At 59.5% G+C, this 17,808-nt stretch carries 16 protein-coding genes; 7 read left to right on the top strand and 9 right to left on the bottom strand.

What is annotated here, in order from left to right; genetic code table 11:
• Positions 1-2 precede the first annotated feature (2 nt).
• Positions 3-2,321: a membrane-bound PQQ-dependent dehydrogenase, glucose/quinate/shikimate family gene (locus GR198_RS00150; protein WP_029872502.1), complete on the top strand. Its 2,319-nt coding sequence runs from the start codon at positions 3-5 to the stop codon at positions 2,319-2,321.
• Between the two features lie 147 nt (positions 2,322-2,468).
• Positions 2,469-4,256, top strand: a complete 1,788-nt coding sequence (locus tag GR198_RS00145; RefSeq protein WP_029872503.1) for an adenylate/guanylate cyclase domain-containing protein — start codon at positions 2,469-2,471, stop codon at positions 4,254-4,256.
• 100 nt (positions 4,257-4,356) lie between these two features.
• Here the strand turns inward: GR198_RS00145 and GR198_RS00140 are convergent, their stop codons facing one another.
• The 3 genes from GR198_RS00140 to GR198_RS00130 form a co-directional block, all read right to left on the bottom strand.
• Positions 4,357-5,139, bottom strand: a complete 783-nt coding sequence (locus tag GR198_RS00140) for a FadR/GntR family transcriptional regulator (RefSeq protein ID WP_029872504.1) — start codon at positions 5,137-5,139, stop codon at positions 4,357-4,359.
• Positions 5,140-5,333: 194 nt separating this feature from the next.
• Entirely contained in the window at positions 5,334-6,320 is a 987-nt protein-coding gene (locus GR198_RS00135) for a substrate-binding domain-containing protein (protein WP_012758783.1), read from the bottom strand.
• Between the two features lie 48 nt (positions 6,321-6,368).
• Positions 6,369-7,349 carry an NAD-dependent epimerase/dehydratase family protein gene (locus GR198_RS00130; RefSeq protein WP_029872505.1) on the bottom strand — a complete coding sequence of 327 codons (981 nt, stop codon included), beginning with the start codon at positions 7,347-7,349 and terminating at the stop codon, positions 6,369-6,371.
• A gap of 259 nt (positions 7,350-7,608) precedes the next feature.
• Between GR198_RS00130 and GR198_RS00125 the strand changes: the two genes are divergently transcribed.
• Both GR198_RS00125 and GR198_RS00120 read left to right on the top strand, forming a co-directional pair.
• A complete protein-coding gene (locus GR198_RS00125; protein ID WP_032987312.1) occupies positions 7,609-8,349 on the top strand; it encodes an ATP-binding cassette domain-containing protein in 741 nt (246 codons plus the stop codon).
• 40 nt (positions 8,350-8,389) lie between these two features.
• Positions 8,390-9,388, top strand: a complete 999-nt coding sequence (locus GR198_RS00120; RefSeq protein ID WP_029872506.1) for an ABC transporter permease — start codon at positions 8,390-8,392, stop codon at positions 9,386-9,388.
• 60 nt (positions 9,389-9,448) lie between these two features.
• Here the strand turns inward: GR198_RS00120 and GR198_RS00115 are convergent, their stop codons facing one another.
• The 6 genes from GR198_RS00115 to GR198_RS00090 all read right to left on the bottom strand — a co-directional run bounded on the left by GR198_RS00115 (position 9,449) and on the right by GR198_RS00090 (position 15,212).
• On the bottom strand, positions 9,449-10,498 hold the full coding sequence (locus GR198_RS00115) for an ABC transporter ATP-binding protein (RefSeq protein ID WP_029872507.1): 1,050 nt from the start codon (positions 10,496-10,498) through the stop codon (positions 9,449-9,451).
• Positions 10,499-10,510: 12 nt separating this feature from the next.
• Entirely contained in the window at positions 10,511-11,353 is an 843-nt protein-coding gene (locus GR198_RS00110) for a carbohydrate ABC transporter permease (RefSeq protein WP_029872508.1), read from the bottom strand.
• Positions 11,350-12,273 (bottom strand): carbohydrate ABC transporter permease, encoded by a 924-nt coding sequence (locus GR198_RS00105; RefSeq protein WP_029872509.1) that lies wholly within the window; start codon positions 12,271-12,273, stop codon positions 11,350-11,352. Before GR198_RS00105 ends, GR198_RS00110 begins: the two co-directional genes overlap by 4 nt.
• A gap of 11 nt (positions 12,274-12,284) precedes the next feature.
• On the bottom strand, positions 12,285-13,532 hold the full coding sequence (locus GR198_RS00100; RefSeq protein ID WP_029872510.1) for an ABC transporter substrate-binding protein: 1,248 nt from the start codon (positions 13,530-13,532) through the stop codon (positions 12,285-12,287).
• A 133-nt stretch (positions 13,533-13,665) separates the two neighbouring features.
• Positions 13,666-14,457 (bottom strand): SDR family NAD(P)-dependent oxidoreductase, encoded by a 792-nt coding sequence (locus tag GR198_RS00095; RefSeq protein WP_029872511.1) that lies wholly within the window; start codon positions 14,455-14,457, stop codon positions 13,666-13,668.
• Positions 14,454-15,212 (bottom strand): FadR/GntR family transcriptional regulator, encoded by a 759-nt coding sequence (locus GR198_RS00090; RefSeq protein ID WP_164053865.1) that lies wholly within the window; start codon positions 15,210-15,212, stop codon positions 14,454-14,456. Before GR198_RS00090 ends, GR198_RS00095 begins: the two co-directional genes overlap by 4 nt.
• Before the next feature lie 160 nt (positions 15,213-15,372).
• Between GR198_RS00090 and GR198_RS00085 the strand changes: the two genes are divergently transcribed.
• From GR198_RS00085 to GR198_RS00075, 3 genes are read left to right on the top strand one after another with little or no spacing between them, the layout of a single operon-like run.
• Complete coding sequence (locus GR198_RS00085) at positions 15,373-16,518, top strand: mandelate racemase/muconate lactonizing enzyme family protein (RefSeq protein WP_029872513.1); 1,146 nt, start codon at positions 15,373-15,375, stop codon at positions 16,516-16,518.
• Between the two features lie 58 nt (positions 16,519-16,576).
• Positions 16,577-17,443: a DUF6772 family protein gene (locus GR198_RS00080; RefSeq protein WP_029872514.1), complete on the top strand. Its 867-nt coding sequence runs from the start codon at positions 16,577-16,579 to the stop codon at positions 17,441-17,443.
• Positions 17,443-17,778, top strand: coding sequence for a hypothetical protein (locus tag GR198_RS00075; RefSeq protein WP_029872515.1), 336 nt, complete (start codon positions 17,443-17,445; stop codon positions 17,776-17,778). Before GR198_RS00080 ends, GR198_RS00075 begins: the two co-directional genes overlap by 1 nt.
• Positions 17,779-17,808: the final 30 nt, after the last annotated feature.

Raw genomic sequence — 17,808 nt, 5'->3', positions numbered from 1 at the left:
CTATGAAATTTCTGGCTACCCTGTTCTGTATTGTTCTCGCCCTGATCGGATTGGGGCTTATCGGAGGCGGCGCCTGGTTGCTGCGCCTCGGCGGCTCGCCCTATTACGCCATCGTCGGGTTTGCCTATCTGGTTGCCGCGCTTCTGCTGTGGCGCCGGAAGACGGCAGGCGGGCTCATCGTCCTGCTTGTCGTCGTTTTCACCCTTCCCTGGGCGCTATGGGAGTCGGGTCTCAATTTCTGGGCGCTGTTTGCCCGCTTGATGTCCCCCATCGCGCTGGCGGGCTTTGCTCTTCTCTTTGCACCATCGCTTTCCCCGACCGCCAACCGGAAGCTCTTTTATGGCGGCGCCTTGGTGACCGCTCTCATCTTTGTAGCGGGTTTCGGTCTCAGCTTCGTGCCGCATGGGATCATCCACCCCTCCGCCGACATCACCGCCTATAAAACCGCCAAGGGCGACAACTCTCCCTCCGACTGGACATCCTATGGCCGCACCACGGCAGGAGATCGTTATTCCCCATTCGATCAGATCAACCGCGGCAATGTTTCCAAGCTCGATCTCGCCTGGACATATCGCACCGGAAAAGGCGATGGCGCCGATCAGAACACGCCTCTGCAGATCGGCGATACGATCTACACCTGCACGCCGACAGATGTGATCGCAGCGCTCGATGCAGATACCGGCAAACCCCGCTGGACTTTCGATCCCAAGGCGACGGCACCTTATTGGCAACGCTGCCGCGGCCTCGGATACTACCAGATGCCGATGGAAGCCCAGTCCGCCGATGGTCTTTGCAATGAGCGCCTGGTGCAGACGACGATCGATGCCCGTCTCCTGGCGATCGACAGCAAGACCGGCGCGCCCTGCAAGGACTTCGGAGACAATGGCACCGTGCAGCTTTCCCAGGGCATGGGCGAAGTCAAGACGGGCTATTATTTCCAGACATCGGCGCCGCTGATTGCCCGCAACCTGATCGTCGTCGGAGGCTGGGTCACGGACAATCAGGAGGTCGGCGAACCCTCTGGCGTCATCCGTGCATTCAACGTCGTCACCGGCGATCTCGAATGGGCATGGGATCTCGGCAACCCGGAGATCACCAAACTCCCGCCGGAGGGCCAGACTTATACGCGGGCCACGCCCAACATGTGGACGACCGCCGCATTCGACGACAAGCTTGGCCTTATCTATGCACCGCTCGGCAATACCACGCCGGATTATTACGGCGTCAATCGCCCTGCCTTCGCCGATCAATACAATGCGACATTGGTGGCACTCGATGTGACGACGGGTCGGGAGAAATGGAAATTCCAGACGGTGCATCACGATATCTGGGACTATGATCTGCCGGCCCAACCGCTCCTGCTCGACCTGCCTGACGGCATTGGCGCCACCGTGCCTGCTCTGCTGCAGACCACCAAACGCGGCCAGCTTTTTCTCCTCGACCGCCGAACCGGCACACCGCTTGCCGAAGTTCAGGAGAAGCCGGTGCCGCAGCAAGGCGGCGTGCCGGAAGAGAAACTCTCCCCGACGCAGCCCTACTCCGTCGGCATGCCGACAATCGGTGCGGAGCGCGTGACGGAGCAGACGGCCTGGGGCCTGACGATGTTCGATCAACTGGCATGCCGCATCGCCTTCCGCAAGATGCGCTATGACGGCGATTTCACCCCGATCGGCACGCAATATGCGATCCAGCAGCCGGGAAATCTGGGTGGCCTCAATTGGGGAAGCGTATCGGTCGATCTGCCCAACAACCGGGTCTTCATGAACGATATCCGCGTCCCCAGTCTCTTCGCACTCATCCCACGCGAGGAGTATGTCGACTTTGCCCTCACCACGACCGCGCACGGCCCCTCCGCCCCCCAGCGCGGTACGCCTTACGCCATGGCCACCGAGATGTGGACATCGAGGCTCCGCGTTCCCTGCACCCAACCGCCCTTCGGCACCGTCACTGCAGTGGATCTGAAGACGCGCAAGATCGCGTGGCAGGTTCCGGCCGGTACAGCCGAAGAACTCGGGCCGTTCAAGATCAAAACCAAACTGCCTATGCCGATGGGCCTGCCCAGCTACGCCGGCACTTCTGCGACCGCCGGCGGCGTCGTCTTCTTCGCCGGCTTCCAGGACTATTATATCCGCGCCTATGACGCCGAGAACGGTACAGAACTCTGGAGATATCCCCTGCCGGTCGGCTCGAGCGCAACGCCCATGACCTACGTCTCACCGAAAACAGGCAAGCAATATGTCCTGATATCGGTTGGCGGCGCACCCTATTCGAAAGACGTCGGCGACTACGTCCTTGCCTTCTCTCTAAAAGACGGCGTTTAGCCGCGGGTATCGCATAAGGTTCACCGACTATCTTCACGTCCAAGCAACCGGCCACCGGACCGCTTCTTAGCGAAGGCAATCGGATTTGGCGGCGTTGCCGGTCACACTGTGTTACTTTGATCCGACGAGGAATTGGGACTTACGAACGTGACGCGAAAACTGGCGGCGATCCTGGTCGCAGATGTGGTCGGCTACAGCCGCCTCGCCGGTGCGGACGAGGATCGCATCCTGGCGCGGCTGAGAACGCTGCGCAGCGACCTGGTCGATCCGACCATCGCCGTGCACAATGGCCGGGTCGTCAAGCGAACGGGAGACGGAAGCCTCATCGAGTTTCGCAGCGTTGTGGACGCTGTGCGCTGTGCGATCGAAGTGCAGACTGCCATGGTTGAGCGCAATATCGGCGTGTCGCCTGAACATCGCATCGAGTTCCGGGTCGGGATCCATCTGGGAGATGTGGTCGAGGAAAACGACGGCGACTTGATGGGCGACGGCGTCAATATCGCCGCGCGGTTGGAAGGAATTGCCAAGCCCGGCGCCATCTGTCTTTCCGAAGATGCCTACCGCCAGGTGAAAGCGCGGCTTGATCTTGCCGTCACCGATCTCGGTAAAATTGAGCTCAAGAATATCGCTGAACCGATGCAGGTCTATTCGCTTCAGATCGGAACTCCGCGGCCGAACCCGGCGCCACAGGTGCGGCCCGCAATCGAAATGCCGTCGGCTCCGGCCATTCCCGACAAGCCGTCCATCGCCGTACTCGCGTTCAACAACATGAGCGGCGATGCCGAACAGGAGTATTTTTCCGACGGTATCAGCGAGGACATCATCACCGATCTCTCCAAGCTGTCCGAACTGCACGTAATCGCCCGCAACTCATCCTTCGTCTACAAGAATGTAACAGCCTCCGTTCCTGAGATGGCCAAGGCGCTCGGCGTCCGCTATGTCCTCGAGGGCAGCGTTCGCAAGGCTGGCAACCGCGTGCGTGTCACCGCCCAATTGATCGACGCCAGCAACGGCGGACATATCTGGGCCAGCCGCTTCGATCGCGACCTCACCGACATTTTCGCGGTTCAGGATGAGCTCACCCAGGAGATCGTGGCCGCGCTCAGGCTGAACCTCACGCATGGCGACCAGGGTCGATTAGCCCAAGGGCGCGCACTCAATGTCGACGCTTACGAGTTGTTATTGCGCGGCCGGGAACAGGCATCGGCCCATACCCGAACCGGAAACAGAGCCGCCCGCAGCCTGGCGGCCGACGCCATTGCCATCGATCCGCAATATGCGGCCGCCCAGGCCCTCATTTCCTTCACCCACGTGCTCGACTACGTCAACGCCTGGAGCACCGATCCGGAAGGCTCGCTGCGGATCGGGATGGATCTCGCGCAGCAGGCCGTGGAAATGGCCGAGGAACAGCCCAACGGCCGCTTCGCACTGGGCATGGCTTGCATGTGGAACCGGGAACTGGACCGGGCGCAGGCGGAGGTGCAGCAGGGCCTCGCGCTGCAGCCCAACTCCGCCGAGCTCCTGTTACTGATGGCCCATATCCAGATATTCTCCGGCGATCCCGCCGGCGCCCTGGAAACACTCGATGCATCGATGCGGCTCGATCCGCACCATCCGGAAATTCTCTTCCAATTTCGCGCCGATGCGCACTTTTCTCTCGGCGAGTATGAACAAGCGATTGCAGCCATCGAGCAGCGGCTCCAACAAAACTCCCAGTCGGAGACCGCCTACGCCCTGCTTGCCTCATGCTATGGGCACCTCGGCCGGCCGGAGGAGAGCCGTCTGGCCTGGGAAAGGGCACTCCGGATCAATCCCGATTTTTCTGTCGAGCGCCGCCGGCGGGTCCTTCCATTTCGAAACCCCGAGGACTTTGACCGCCGCGTGGAAGGACTTCGTAAGGCAGGACTTACCGTTTCGGATCTTGGTCTATGCTGAGGGGAACTGCTGTCGAGCCGATATCGCGGACAGCTCGTTTTATGACGGACGCGTGCACGCGGGACTGGCGACCGTTTCCTCAGCCCGCCAGCTGCAAAATCTATCGTGACCACCGTGCGATGATTTCGTCGGTATTTGCCAGCACCTTACGGACTGCGTTGCGCGCCATGTTCGGTCGCTGCAGTCGAATGCTTTTCTCAATATTTTCATGAAGCTTCAGCGCATACTGTAAATTGTCTTCCTCCCGCGTCACATGGGCGAAGAGGTGGTTCAGCGCCGATTCGATCAAGACGCCGAGCGGCACCAGCAGATCATTTCCGGAGGCGCGTAAGATCGCGATGTGAAATCGCGTATCGGATTCTGTCCGCTGCTGGAGCGATGTGGCCTGATCCATGTCATGCAGGGCCTGGCTGATCGCGGTCATCTGCTCGTCAGTTCGGCGCACTGCAGCAAGCGCAGTCGCTTCCGGCTCGATCATATGCCTGAGTTCTTGCACGGCCCTGAGAAAGGATTCGCGATCGGGAGATGCCGCATACCAGCCCAAGACATCTCGATCCAGCAGGTTCCAACGTTCCTTGGGTTCGACCCAGCTGCCGATTTTCGGGCGGGAAGAAAGCAGGCCCTTGGCCATCAACATCTTGATCGCTTCGCGCACCGCTGATCGGCTGACCTCAAAGACTTCCGACCATTTTGCCTCATTTGGCAAGATCGTACCGGGCGGATAGTCGCCGCGCACGATTCGCAGACCGATCTCGCCTGCCAAAGACACATGAACACTCGCCCCAGTCATGCGGGGAGAATTTGGGCGCCTTGTGGTGGCCGAACGGTCAACCATCACCACCTCGACCGCAGCCGTTGGCTTTCCCGATTTTTTGTCAGGCATTTATTTCTACTGCCTCAGCATTCTTTCGACTGTCTGCACGTAAGATCAAAACAATCGTAATAACGAGGAAGTCGCCTGCGATTGACGCCGGCACAAAGCGCGGAATTCAGGGCGCGTCAAGCCCAGCGGATCTCTCGATCCGTCTCGTGAGGACAGTCGGCGCACCCTTGAACCGGGTGCGCCAAACCGTGAACCTACTTTTGAATGCAGGTGTCGACTGTATCCTTCGTGCACTCATCGAGCCCGGTGAAGACCGGATCTTCAACCGGCTTGCCGGCAATCAGATCCATCATCACCGACGGTGCCTTGTAGCCCATCTCGAACGGCCGTTGGCCGACGAGCGCTGTCACCAGCCCTTCCTTCGCAATGGCGACCTCGTCGCCGATCGTGTCGGCGGCACCAATGACGAAATCGTTGCTGGCGATCTTGTCGGCCAGCGGTTTGAACAGGTCGCGATAGGGTTGCGGTGCGCCGAACAATGGCCAGCCACCCATGATGCCGAATGCGTCCAAGTCGGGATTGGCCGCGAGGATATCGGTCATTGCCTGAACGCCCTTGGCACCGTCGTCATTGGTGAACACCGGGCAACCGGCGACCTCGGTCCAGCCACCCTCGCCTTTCAGCTCGGTCAAGCCTTTCTGGCCAGTCAGCGTGTCGCGCATTCCTTGTGCGCGGCGTAGAATATTGTCTGCTCCCGGATTGCCTTCGATGGTGCAGATCTTGCCGCCCTTCGGCTTGCCCTTCTTGATGTATTCGCCGATGCGGGCGCCCATCAGATAGTTGTCAGTGCCGAGATAGGTCTTGCGCAACGCTGCATCCTCGGCGGCAAGATCGGCATCGAGCGTCATCACCGGAACCGTCGGATTGGCCGTCTTCAGGGTCTGGGCAATGAGCTTTGCATTTGACGGCGAGATTGCGATTGCAGCCGTGTCCGCCTTGCCCAACATATCCTGAACGATCTGCGCTTCGCCGGCTTCATCGGATGTCGATGCCGGACCGGTGTAGAAGCATTCGTATTCCGCCGTGGGGTTCTCCTTGTTCCATTTCTGGCAACCTTGATTGATTGCTTCGAAGAACGGATTGTCGAGGCCTTTGACAACGATGACGAGTTGCTTCTTGGCCAAGGCCTGCCCGGCGGTCAGTGCTAAAACTGCGGCTGTAAGTAGTAATGCCTTCCTCATAGTTTCCTCCCTTGAAACAGACGGACACCGCGTGCCCGCCACACGAAATCAACCCGGATACCAGACGATGCGAGGCTCCTCCTTTGAACGCTCGTATTGCCAGGCCGAGTCGATAAGCATTTCGAGATTGTAATTTGGCTGCCAATCCAGCAGGTATTTCGCCTTGCTGTTGTCCATCCAATTGGAATGGAAGCGGCTCGGTATGTCGACAGAGCCGAGATCGCGCGTGCGCAGGAGATAGGCGGCGACTTCAGCATAATCGACGGGTCGATCCATGCAGATATTGAAGAGCTGCCGCTCCGCCCGCGGGTTGTCGATCGCTGCCAATATTGCCGACACAAGGTCGTCGACATGGACGAAATTGCGCTTCAGCGCACGTCCGTCGGCATCCAAGAGCAGCGGCACCCTACCCATCGCCGCATAGCGCCGTGCCGCTTCTTCCGGAACGAGTGTCTTCCAGTCCGGACCGCCAAAGACGTCGTCTCCAAAAGACAGCGAATACTTGAAATCGTCCTTTTCCATGATCCAGGGCGCGCGCAGACAACAGCCATTGAGACCATACTGAATGCCAAACTGCTCCAGCATGACCTCTTCCAGGACTTTGGAGAGCGCATAGCTTCCCGGATACGCACAATGACGGGCGCTCTCGGTGATCGGGCCGTCGTGGCGATAGTGGAAATGCCCCACACCCGCATCACCACCGATCAGGATGAACTGGCGTGCGGTGACGCTCGTGCGGAACTCCTCGAGCAGCCAAAAGAGACCTTTGACCGTGACGTCCATGATGTCTTCAGGCGTTTCCTTGCATGTGGCGAGATGCACGACATGGGTAACGTCATCCAGCGCCGCTGCCACGACATCGCGATCGGCGATCGAGCCGCGGATGACGTCGACATGGTCGGTCGCCTCGTACAAACGATTATGACAAAGCGCACGAATACGGGCTTTGGAAAATCTCGGATCGTCAAGCAGCCCAGCAATGAAGCGCCGCCCGACCTTGCCCGTCGCACCGGTCACAAGGATCAGCATGCTCTTTCTCCCCCATTTGATAGCTAATATCCGGGCGCCACTTTCGTCAAATGATATTTGTCTGACAAAACAGATTTTTGCGACAATAAGGTCAATGGCAAGGACAATGAGTTGACGCTGTCGCAGGGTTTTGCGTAAATGCTCCCGATCGCTTTTCCTGGGAGGATACTGGAAAAGCGAACTCGCCGGAGCCTTCCTTCAAGACAAGCAGGGTTCGGTGCAATGGATAGCCCGCAGGTTTTGGGAGGCGGTGAGGCTGGTGGCGGTTCTTGAGCTCATCAATATTTCCAAACATTTCGGTGCCATCCAGGCAGTCAACGATGTTTCGTTTTCGCTCGAAGCCGGGCAGGTTGTCGGCCTGATGGGCGATAACGGCGCTGGCAAGTCCACATTGGTGAAGATGATCGCCGGCAACTTTCGACCGAGCCATGGAACCATGCGGCTCGATGGCGCTGATCTCGTGCTTCATCGGCCGAAGGAAGCACGCCAGCATGGCATTGAGATCGTTCACCAGGATTTGGCGCTCTGCAACAATCTGACGGCGGCGGCGAACGTGTTCCTCGGACGAGAATTGCGCCGCGGCGTATGGCCTCTTCGCATCCTCGATCACAAGAGCATGTACAAGCGCGCCGGCGAGATATTTCGCGAGCTCAAATCCGAGACGCGGGCGCGCGATCTCGTCAAGCAAATGTCAGGTGGCCAGCGCCAAGCGGTCGCGATCGGCCGCACGATGCTGTCTGAAGCGAAAATCGTATTGATGGACGAGCCGACCGCAGCCATTTCCGTGCGCCAGGTCGCTGAGGTTCTGAATCTGATCCGCCAATTGCGGGACCGGGGCATTGTCGTTGTCCTGATCAGCCACCGCATGCCCGACGTCTTTTCGGTCGCCGACCGTGTGATCGTGATGCGGCGAGGCAGAAAAGTAGCCGACAAGCAGATTGCGGCAAGTTCGCCGGAGGAAGTGACGGGACTGATTACCGGCGCCATCGAACAGGTGTGATCGATGCTATCCGTTGCAACAGGAAGGAAGAAGGTCGACGATGGCGATTACACTTGACCAAACGATCGGACAGAAGCAACGGAGCTGGCTTGCAACGATCATGAGTGGCCAGACATTCTGGGTGCTGATTGCAGTCATTCTAGCCTGCATTTTTCTGTCGATGGCAACGGACTCCTTTGCGACGGCGAAGAACATCTACAACATCACCCGCAACGTCACCTTCGTCGCAATTATCGCGCTGGGCATGACGCTGGTGATCATCACCGGCGGCATCGATTTGTCCGTTGGCTCCGTACTTTGTCTCTGCAGCATGGTGCTGGCGGTGGTCATGCATGCGGGATACAGTATTGAAGTCGGCATCGCCGCCTCGATCGGTACGGCTCTTCTGGTCGGAGCTTTCAACGGCGTCTTGATTGCCTATCTCGGCTTCCCGCCTTTCGTCGTCACGCTCGGCATGTTGTCGATTGCGCGCAGCCTTGCGATGGTTGCCTCCAACAACACTGTGGTTTTTGAATTTGGACCTGATCACGACAAACTATTGGCTCTGGGTGGCGGCGCCTGGTTTTTCGGCATCGCCAATCCAGTGCTTTACATGGTCGTGCTGGCACTCATTACCGGTTTCGTGCTGCGCTGGACCAAGTTCGGCCGCTATGTTTTTGCCATCGGCGGCAATGAGCACGCCGCGACACTGACGGGCGTTCCCGTGCCGAGGATCAAGGTCATCGTCTATATGATTTCTGCCCTCTCGGCGGGGGTTGCCGGCATCATTCAGACCGGTTGGCTCGGCGCCGTCACCACAAATATCGGCGCCGGGATGGAACTTCAGGTCATTGCCGCTGCGGTTATCGGCGGCGCCAATCTGGCCGGCGGCGTCGGCACCGCCTTTGGAGCCTTGGTCGGCGCCGCACTCATCGAGGTCATCCGTAACAGTCTTGGCCTGCTCGGCATCAACGCGTTCTGGCAAGGTTGCTTTATCGGTGGCGCAATCGTGCTCGCCGTCCTTTTCGACCGACTTCGCAACTTGCGACAGGGCGAGTAGACGACCCCCGCTCTTCAGAGATTTCTGCGGCTCGCGCCCGCGCCAGGAGCTGCAGTACGTTCAAGCAGTCCAGCCTTGCTCAGTCCGCGTTGTTGTCTGCCCGTTGCCATTGAAAAAGTGCACCTTCGAGACATCGGCGGTGAGCCCTATTTGGTTTCCCGCCTTCATATCACCACCGTCGTGCAGGACGAGGCAATCATGCCCGTCCTGCAGCTTGACGTGGAGCAGCGTTACCGCCCCGGTATATTCACAAAGCCCGACGGTTCCGCGCAGCGTCCCCTCTCGAGGCTCCACGACCGTCAAATGCTCCGGTCTTATCCCGATGGTCTCGGCGGCGGGATCCGCTGCCGTTGCGCCTGTCAGCAAAGGCGCGATATCTGCCGGGAGCAGATTCATTTTTGGGCTTCCGATGAATTGCGCCACGAAGATATTTGCCGGCCGCTCATATAATTCCCGGGGGGAACCGACCTGCTCGACACGGCCGTCGCGCAGAACCACGATCTTGTCGGCGAGTGTCATCGCTTCGATCTGGTCATGCGTTACATAGATCATCGTCGTGGAGAGCCGCTTATGCAGCGCGGCGATTTCAGAGCGCATGTGCACACGCAACTCTGCATCGAGGTTCGACAGCGGTTCGTCGAACAGGAAGACATCAGGATTTCCGACGATGGCCCGGCCGATCGCGACGCGCTGCCGCTGACCGCCGGAAAGCTCGCGGGGGTAGCGATCGAGCAATGCTTCGAGCTTCAGTGTGGCGCTTGCTTCATCGACGCGCTTCTGACGCTCCTGTGCCGGAACTTTGCGGACCTTGAGCCCGAAACCCATATTGTCCCGGACGGTCAGATGCGGATAGAGGGCATAGGATTGGAAGACCATGGCGACACCGCGTTTCGAGGCCGGCACTTCGTTGACCACCCGGCCGCCAATCGCAAGTTCACCGCCGCTGAGATATTCCAGTCCCGAAATCAGCCGCAGCAAGGTGGACTTACCGCAGCCCGACGGACCGACGAATACGACGAACTCGCCCGGATCGATCCTGAGATCGACGCCGCGGATGACCTCGACGGCGCCGAAGCGTTTTTCGATGCCTTTAAGCGATACACTGCTCATGAACGAAAATCCTCATCCCTTCACGCCTGATAGCGCAAAACTTTCGATGATCTGCCGCTGGGCTATCAGATAGACGATCAGGATCGGCACCACGGCAAGACTGGTAGCGGCAAGCTGCAGGTTCCACAGCGGCAAGCCGTAGCTGTCGTTGAAGTTCGACAAGGCCAAAGGCAGCGTGAACATGTCGAGCGAGCTCAGAAAGATCAGCGGCTCCAGGAACAGGTTCCACGAGAACAGAAAGGTGATTATGGAAACCGCAGCCAGGGCCGGACGCGCCATCGGCAGCGCTATCTTCCACCAAACGCCGAAGCGTGAGAGACCGTCCATCTTGCCAGCCTCTTCCAACTCCTTGGGCAGGGCCAGGAAATACTGGCGCATCAGGAACGTTGCCATCACCCCATGAGGGCCGAAGGTGGGCAGCAGGATCAGCGGCCAGTGAGTATCCACCAAACCAAACCAGCGCATCAGGAAGAAGTTCGGAATGATCGTCACTTCCTCCGGCACCATGAGCGCCGAGATCAGAAAAAGCATCAGCAGCCCGGCACCGGCAAACCGCATGCGCGCCAGCGCATAGCCGGCCAGGGACGAGATGACGAGGGTGAGCGCCGTCACCACGATCGCGATGTAAAGCGAGTTGAAATACTGCCGCGCGAACGGCTGGTAGGTGAACACTTCGACGAAATTCTGCCAGCGCCAGACGCGCGGAATAAGCGTCGGCGCACCGAATATCTCGGTCACGCTCTTGAAGCCGGCAGACACCATCCAAACGAATGGGAAAACAAAAGGAATGGCGGCGATCAGCAGCGCGATCGTCCAGCAGCTGCGGTAGAGGATCTGGATTTGGCGCTGGGTCACTCCGATCCCTTTCTCCGCAGCATCACCTGCACCAGGGTCAGCGCCATGATCATCACGAACATGATCATCGCGAGCGCCGAGGCATAGCCGACATTGAAGAACTTGAAGCCCTGCTGGTAGATATAGAAGGCAAGCACCAGTGTGCCGTTTTCCGGGCCGCCACCGGTCATCTGATATATGTGATCGAAGACCTTGAAAGAGCCGATCGTCGTGATGACCATGATGACGAGCGTGGTCGGCGCCAGCAACGGCCAGGTGATCATGTTGAAGATCTGCCGGCGTGAGGCGCCTTCCAGGCGCGCTGCCTCTTCATAGTCCCGCGGGATCGCCTGCAGCGCCGCAATGTAGAGGATCATGTTCAGGCCGACCATCTTGATGACACGGGTGACGATGACCGCCGCCATGGCCCAGCTCGGTTCACGCAGCCAGTTCGGACCGGTGATCCCGACCAGTGCCAGCACCTGGTTGATGAAACCGCCTTCTCCCTGCAGCAGAAATTTCCATACGATCGCCCAGGCGATGGCCGAGGTGATGACGGGGGCGAAAAACACCGTGCGAAAGAACACGACCCCGAAAAACGGCCGGGAAAGGGCGAGCGCCAAGGCGAGCGCGAGCGCCATGTTGAGCGGCACGAGACCGATCGCGAAAATAACCGAATTGCGTACCACAAGCCAAAAGTCAGGGTTTTCGAGGAGCGCATTCTGAAAATTGGCAAGGCCTACGAAGGTGGCCTGCTGGCTGAGCAGGTTCCATTCGGTCATGGAATAATAGACCACTGCGCAGAGCGGACCGAGGAAGAAGATGAGGAAGCCGATGAAGGTGGGGCTGACAAACAGCCACGCCTCCATCATCTCTCTCATCTTCAACGTCAGCCAGGTCTTTTGGCCGGTTCGAATGGAGTTATGAACGGTATCGGCCATCTTCGTTCTGATCAAAGCAGCGGCTGGATTGCCGCGCAGATGCCCTTGATGGCGGCATCGACATCGGCATCCGGCTTCCACAGGGCATCGACGCGAGGCGCCATGGCGGCAAGGATCTGGGGCGCTTTTTCGTTAGCCGAGACCACCCGGCCCTTTTCTATAGCGGCAGCCACATTCTTCATCATCTCGGGCGGCACGAGCTTGTTGCCGTTGATGAATGCATCGGCCTGCAGAACGCTCTTACGGGCCGGCGGGAAGAACTGCGCCATGGTGGCGACATTTTCCTTATTGGTCATATGCGCTACGAATTCCGCGGCGATTTCCGTATTCTTGCCTTGGGCGAACACAACAAGACCGGCCTGGCCGATCACGGGTGACTCACCACCTGGGCCGGTGGGCAACGGTGCGATGCCCCACTTGAAGCCGGCTTCCGCCATCTTCGAAGCACGGGAAATCTGGTTGACCGTCATCGCCGAATTGCCGGAGAAGTAATCGCCCTGTTCGCCTGGCGGAACGATGGACTTGTCCTTGAAGACCATGTCATGCAGCTGCTTGACCGCTTTGACGGCTTCTGGATTGTCGAAGCCGCATTCCTTGTTCGACCAGATATCGCCGCCATAGGCGCGGATTGGCGGCAGAAGGGCATGGGTCATGCGAGAGGCATAGCCTTCGCCATCCTTGAACTCGAAGCCCCATTTGCCGGGATTGGCTGCCGCGAGCTTCTTGGAGACCTCCTGGAACTTGTCCATGTTCCATTCGCCCTTGGCGGCGAGCGTCAGCGGGTCTTCGAGCCCGGCTTTGTCGAACATGTCCTTGTTGTAGTAGATCATGAAAGGCGAGGTGGAGAACGGAATGCCGTAGACCGTTTCATCCTTCTGCCAGAGGCCCATGGCCGGCTTCGAAAAATCGTCGAAATCATAGCCTTCCGCCGCCTTGAGCGTCGGGCCGAGATCCATCAGAAGATTGGCGTTTTCGAAAGCCGGAGCGGCATCCTCCATCATCCAGGCTATGTCGGGAGCATTGCCGCCGGCGATCTGGAAGGTCAGTTTCTGCGTGTAGTCGCTGACCGGCACGGTCTCGAACTTCACGTTGACGTCGGGATGTGTGGCTTTGAAGCTCTCCGCAATGCCATTCAGCATCTTCAGATGAGCCTCGCTCCCGGTCCAGACCGTCATGCGGAGATCCGTCGCGAAGACGGCAGACGTCGATATGCACAATGTCAACGCGGATGCTGCGATACCTGCTAATGCGGCCTTCATGGTTTCCTCCCTTTTTGGTCGTCGGCAAGCAGCCTTCGCCGAATGAATGCAAGCGGCATTCGCCCGGAGTTTGGCGGTAAGCTGCGGCGGGTGGTTCCGCCGCATGATCTCGAAAACCTTGCCGCAAGGCCGCTCACCCGGCAGCGTGCGGAAGGCTCCCGGGCGCGTCTCCGATCGACCATCCTCCGTCGACCGGGATATTTGCACCCGTAATGTAGCTGGCAGCATCGCTGCACAAAAAAACAAACGCCCCAACCAGGTCCTGCGGCTGGCCCGGCCTGCCCACAGGGATCTTGGCGGCAACCGCTTTGCGGAACGCCGGGTCGCCGTAGCGCGCGGCATTGGCTTCGATCTCGATCGCACCCGGCGAAACCACATTCAGCGTGACGCCGCGATGTCCGATTTCGCGCGCAATCGACCTGATCGCAGTCAACTGCGCCGCCTTGAGCGACGCATAAACAACCGTTTCCGCCCGCGGCCGCACCGCCATGATACTGCCTGTGGCGACGACCCTGCCCCAGCCCCGCTCGGCCATCGGTGGAACCAGCTTTGCCGTCAGCGTCAGCAGCGCCGAGAAATTCGATGCCACATGGGCGTTGACATGCGCCTCATCCAATTCCTGCCAGGGCCGCCGATGTTCGATAGCGGCATTGGCAATGAGGGTATCGATCGGGCCGTGTGTTTTGAGCACTTCATCGGCAAAAGCCTGCGTCGCACGCCCGTCGGTGAAGTCTGCTTCCAGTACCGGCGCTGTGCCGCCGGTCGCCCGGGCCACCTCACGCGCGCCCGTCTCATTACCGAAATGATGAAGGATCAGTTCCGCTCCATGCTCCGCAAGGCCAAGCGCAACAGCCCGACCGATACCGGAACTGGCACCGGTTACCAGCACGCGCCGGCCTTTCAGTGAGAAGCGCGCGGCGCTCATCGCTCGGCATCTTTCAACTTGTCGGCCACCTCGAGCGAGGCAATGTCGGCAGCTTCGAAATGCTCCCGGATTTTTTGCTCGGCGAGGTCGGCATCACCAACTGCAATTGCGTCGTAGATCGCCTGATGCCGGTCAATCGTGGCCCGCCAGTCAGCGTCGCTGCGATTGGCGCGACGTGAAAACAATTCCGACACCTCGCGCTGCACGGAACGCATGCTCTCCATGTGCACGCGGATCATGTAATTGCCCGTCGTCACGGCAAGGCCAAGGTGAAACAGGATATCGGCGGCGGTAAAGCCGGAGGGCTCCTGGACGGAAGCCAGCATGCCCGCCAAGCCCTGCCGCATGATATCCAGACCCTCCGGATCGCGACGCTCGGCGGCGAGCCGGGCAATTCCCGTCTCGACAACGCGGCGCATTTCATTGGCTTCGCGAAGCCGCTTGAGGCTGGAACGCACCGCGTAGCCGTAGATTTTGTCCATCGATTCGCCGCTCAGTGCCTTGGCGCGGGCAACCTTGCCTTGTTGGGTGAAGATCAGCCCGGCTGCCGTCAGCTGACGAAGCGCCTCGCGGGCGATCGGCTTCGAGACGCCGAACTCCCTGGCGATCTCCCCTTCGGGCGGCAACGGCTCGCCAGGCGAGATGCGCCCATCAAAGAGTGCGGCGGCAATCGCGTCGGACACCCCATCCGCCAACCGCGAAGGGTTTGGCGGCTTGGCGGTGAAAACGGGCTTCCTTTCGGGAGTTTCAGTCATTTCGATCCTCATCTTCACAAAGCTAACATGCAGTTTCCAACTTAGCAACTAGGTTTATCAGTTGCCAAGTCGCCAACATCTAGCTAGGAATAACAGACACGCCCCAAAGCAGCGAGCAAAACCAAGAGCAGCGAGCAAAACATTGGGAACGAAAGAGCCGATGGATTCTGTGCAACGTTCGACCGGACCGGCGATCCTCATTTCAGATGTCGTCGCTCATCCGCTCAGTCAGACGCTGCCCAAACCGACCGTCACGTCCTGGGGCACCTATCACAAGGTCTCGATGGTTCTCGTCGAGGTGCGCACCGATGCCGGCATCGTCGGCGTCGGTGAGGTTCTGGCCCGGTTTTCGCCCAAGGCCTATGTGGAGCTTATCGAAACCTCGTTAAAGCCACGGCTGATCGGACAGGACGCACGCAACATCGGCGCGCTCTGGCAATCCATGCGGCGCTCGCTGTCAGGCCGTGCCGGCGGCATGCTGATCGAGGCGATCGCTGGCGTCGACATTGCGCTGTGGGACATCATGGGCAAGGCCGCGGGCATGCCGATCACCAAGCTGCTTGGCGGCATCGGCCGGGAAACGATCGAGGTCTATGCCGCCGCCGTAAACTGGGTCGACGATGCTGAGGCGGATCGGGAACTGGAGCGCTATATCGGCGAGGGATTCCCTCGCATCAAAGTCAAGATGGCCAATCCCGTCCGGGAAGCCTGCCGGCGCATCGAACGGCTGCGCAAACGCGCCGGCGACGATATCGAACTCTGTGTGGACGCCAACTGGGCCTATGATCTGGACCAGGCGATCGAAGTCGGCAGGGCACTTTCGGCCAACGGCTACTTCTGGTTCGAGGAACCGCTGGCGCCGGAAAACGAGCAAGGCTACGAAGAACTTCGCAAACGCTGCGACGTGCCGCTCGCAGCCGGAGAGAGCAACTTTACCGCCGATCAGGCGCAGCGTCTCGTCGCCAACCGCACCCTTTCAATCCTGCAGCCGGATGTCGCGCGTGCCGGCGGCATATCCGAAACACGGCGCATGGCCGACTATGCCGCCCTCCATGATGTGGGCTACGCACCGCATATCGGCATGTCCGGCATTATCTGCGAGACGGCCAGCGCGCATCTGGCGGCCGCCCTTCCGAATTTCCGGGTGATGGAATGCGAATGCGATCTTAGCCCCTTCAAGCGCGACCTGGCCGATCTGGCGCCCGGCTGCCTGCGCCAGAAGAACGGCAGGCTCGACGTGCCGACACGGCCGGGTCTCGGCATCGAAATCGATTGGGACGCCGTCAGCCGGCTCCGCATGCAGTGAGGTCAACGCCATAATGACGACATCAGCCCCCTCTTCCACAGCCGACATAATGGAAGCCATGAGGCTCGCCATGCTTCGCGCAGATCCGGCGCTTAGCCGTTTCGATCCTCTGCCGCGCATCCTGTCGTTTGATGATTTTTCGCGCGGGCATTGCGGCTGGTCACAGTTGGTCGGCAATTACGAGGACAGCCTCGACGTCATGCTGCCGGGCTTTGCCCAGCACTCGAGCGCCATGCTCTCAACTCTCGGGCATTGGGATGCAGGATCCCACGGCGGCATGGATTCGTCCTATGCGCTAAAGATCGCCACAAAGGCAAAACCGGGTGCGCAGAACGTTGCAATCAAGCGTCATACCTTCCGCAAGCGCGGGCCGATCCGCTTCGAGATTTTCTTCACGTTCAAGCCGGAAGCGACGGAACTGAAACTATCGGAAACCGACGTGCGATCGATCGGCTTCCTGTTCGACCTGCAATGCGGCGATCGCGACGGAGACGGCGAGCGGGTTATGCCACATCTGCGCTTTCTCAATGCACTCGACGGCAAGCACTTGCAGAAGTGGCAGTACAAACGTGAGACCACGTCCTTCACAGCCATCGGCCGGGAAGACAAGACCGTAAGCCACTATCACCTGGCGCCCGAAGGCTGGCTGGACCTGCCGGATGGTGAACAACGGCTCTGCTACAACGAGATCCCGACGAAAGTGAACTGGAGCTATGTGCGCTTCGATTTCGACCTCGCCTCCATGAAGGCGACCGGCTTGCAATGCAACGACCGGAATTTCGATGTATCCGGCTTCGAGTCGATCCGGATTCCGGCGATGAAAAACCTCTGGTGCATGCTGAACTTCTGCCTGTTCGCCGAGACGGATGTCGCCAAGCGCGCCTTTCTCTATGTCGATTCCATCTGCATTTCAGGGGATTTTTGATGCTTCCCGAAAACATCACGGCGGTGATAACCCGCAATGAGCGCTGGAGCGGTGACGCCGCGAGCGAACCCTATGAGGCCGGCTGGGCGCATGAAGCCGTGTTCTTTATTCGGGCATTGAAGCCTCCCGTCGGCACTGTACCCAAGGGCTGGGTGGAGATCTCGCCTGACGGCATGCACTGGGTTCGAGAAGGAACGGAATTCGTCATGCCGGGCGAACAGGACGGCATTGCCGTGGCCCGGCTCAACGCCTTCGGCAATTGGCTGCGCGTTGCAACCCGCTTTGCCGATGGCGCTGAATGCACCGTGCTCGTGACCCTTCATCTGAAGGCTTGATTTGAGAAACGCGGGTATCGCTTCCCCGCC

Source organism: Rhizobium leguminosarum, assembly GCF_010668065.1.
GTDB classification, from domain to species: domain Bacteria; phylum Pseudomonadota; class Alphaproteobacteria; order Rhizobiales; family Rhizobiaceae; genus Rhizobium; species Rhizobium leguminosarum_S.
Note: the sequence above shows the minus strand (reverse complement) of the source record. Positions and strands in the feature narration are given on the sequence as shown.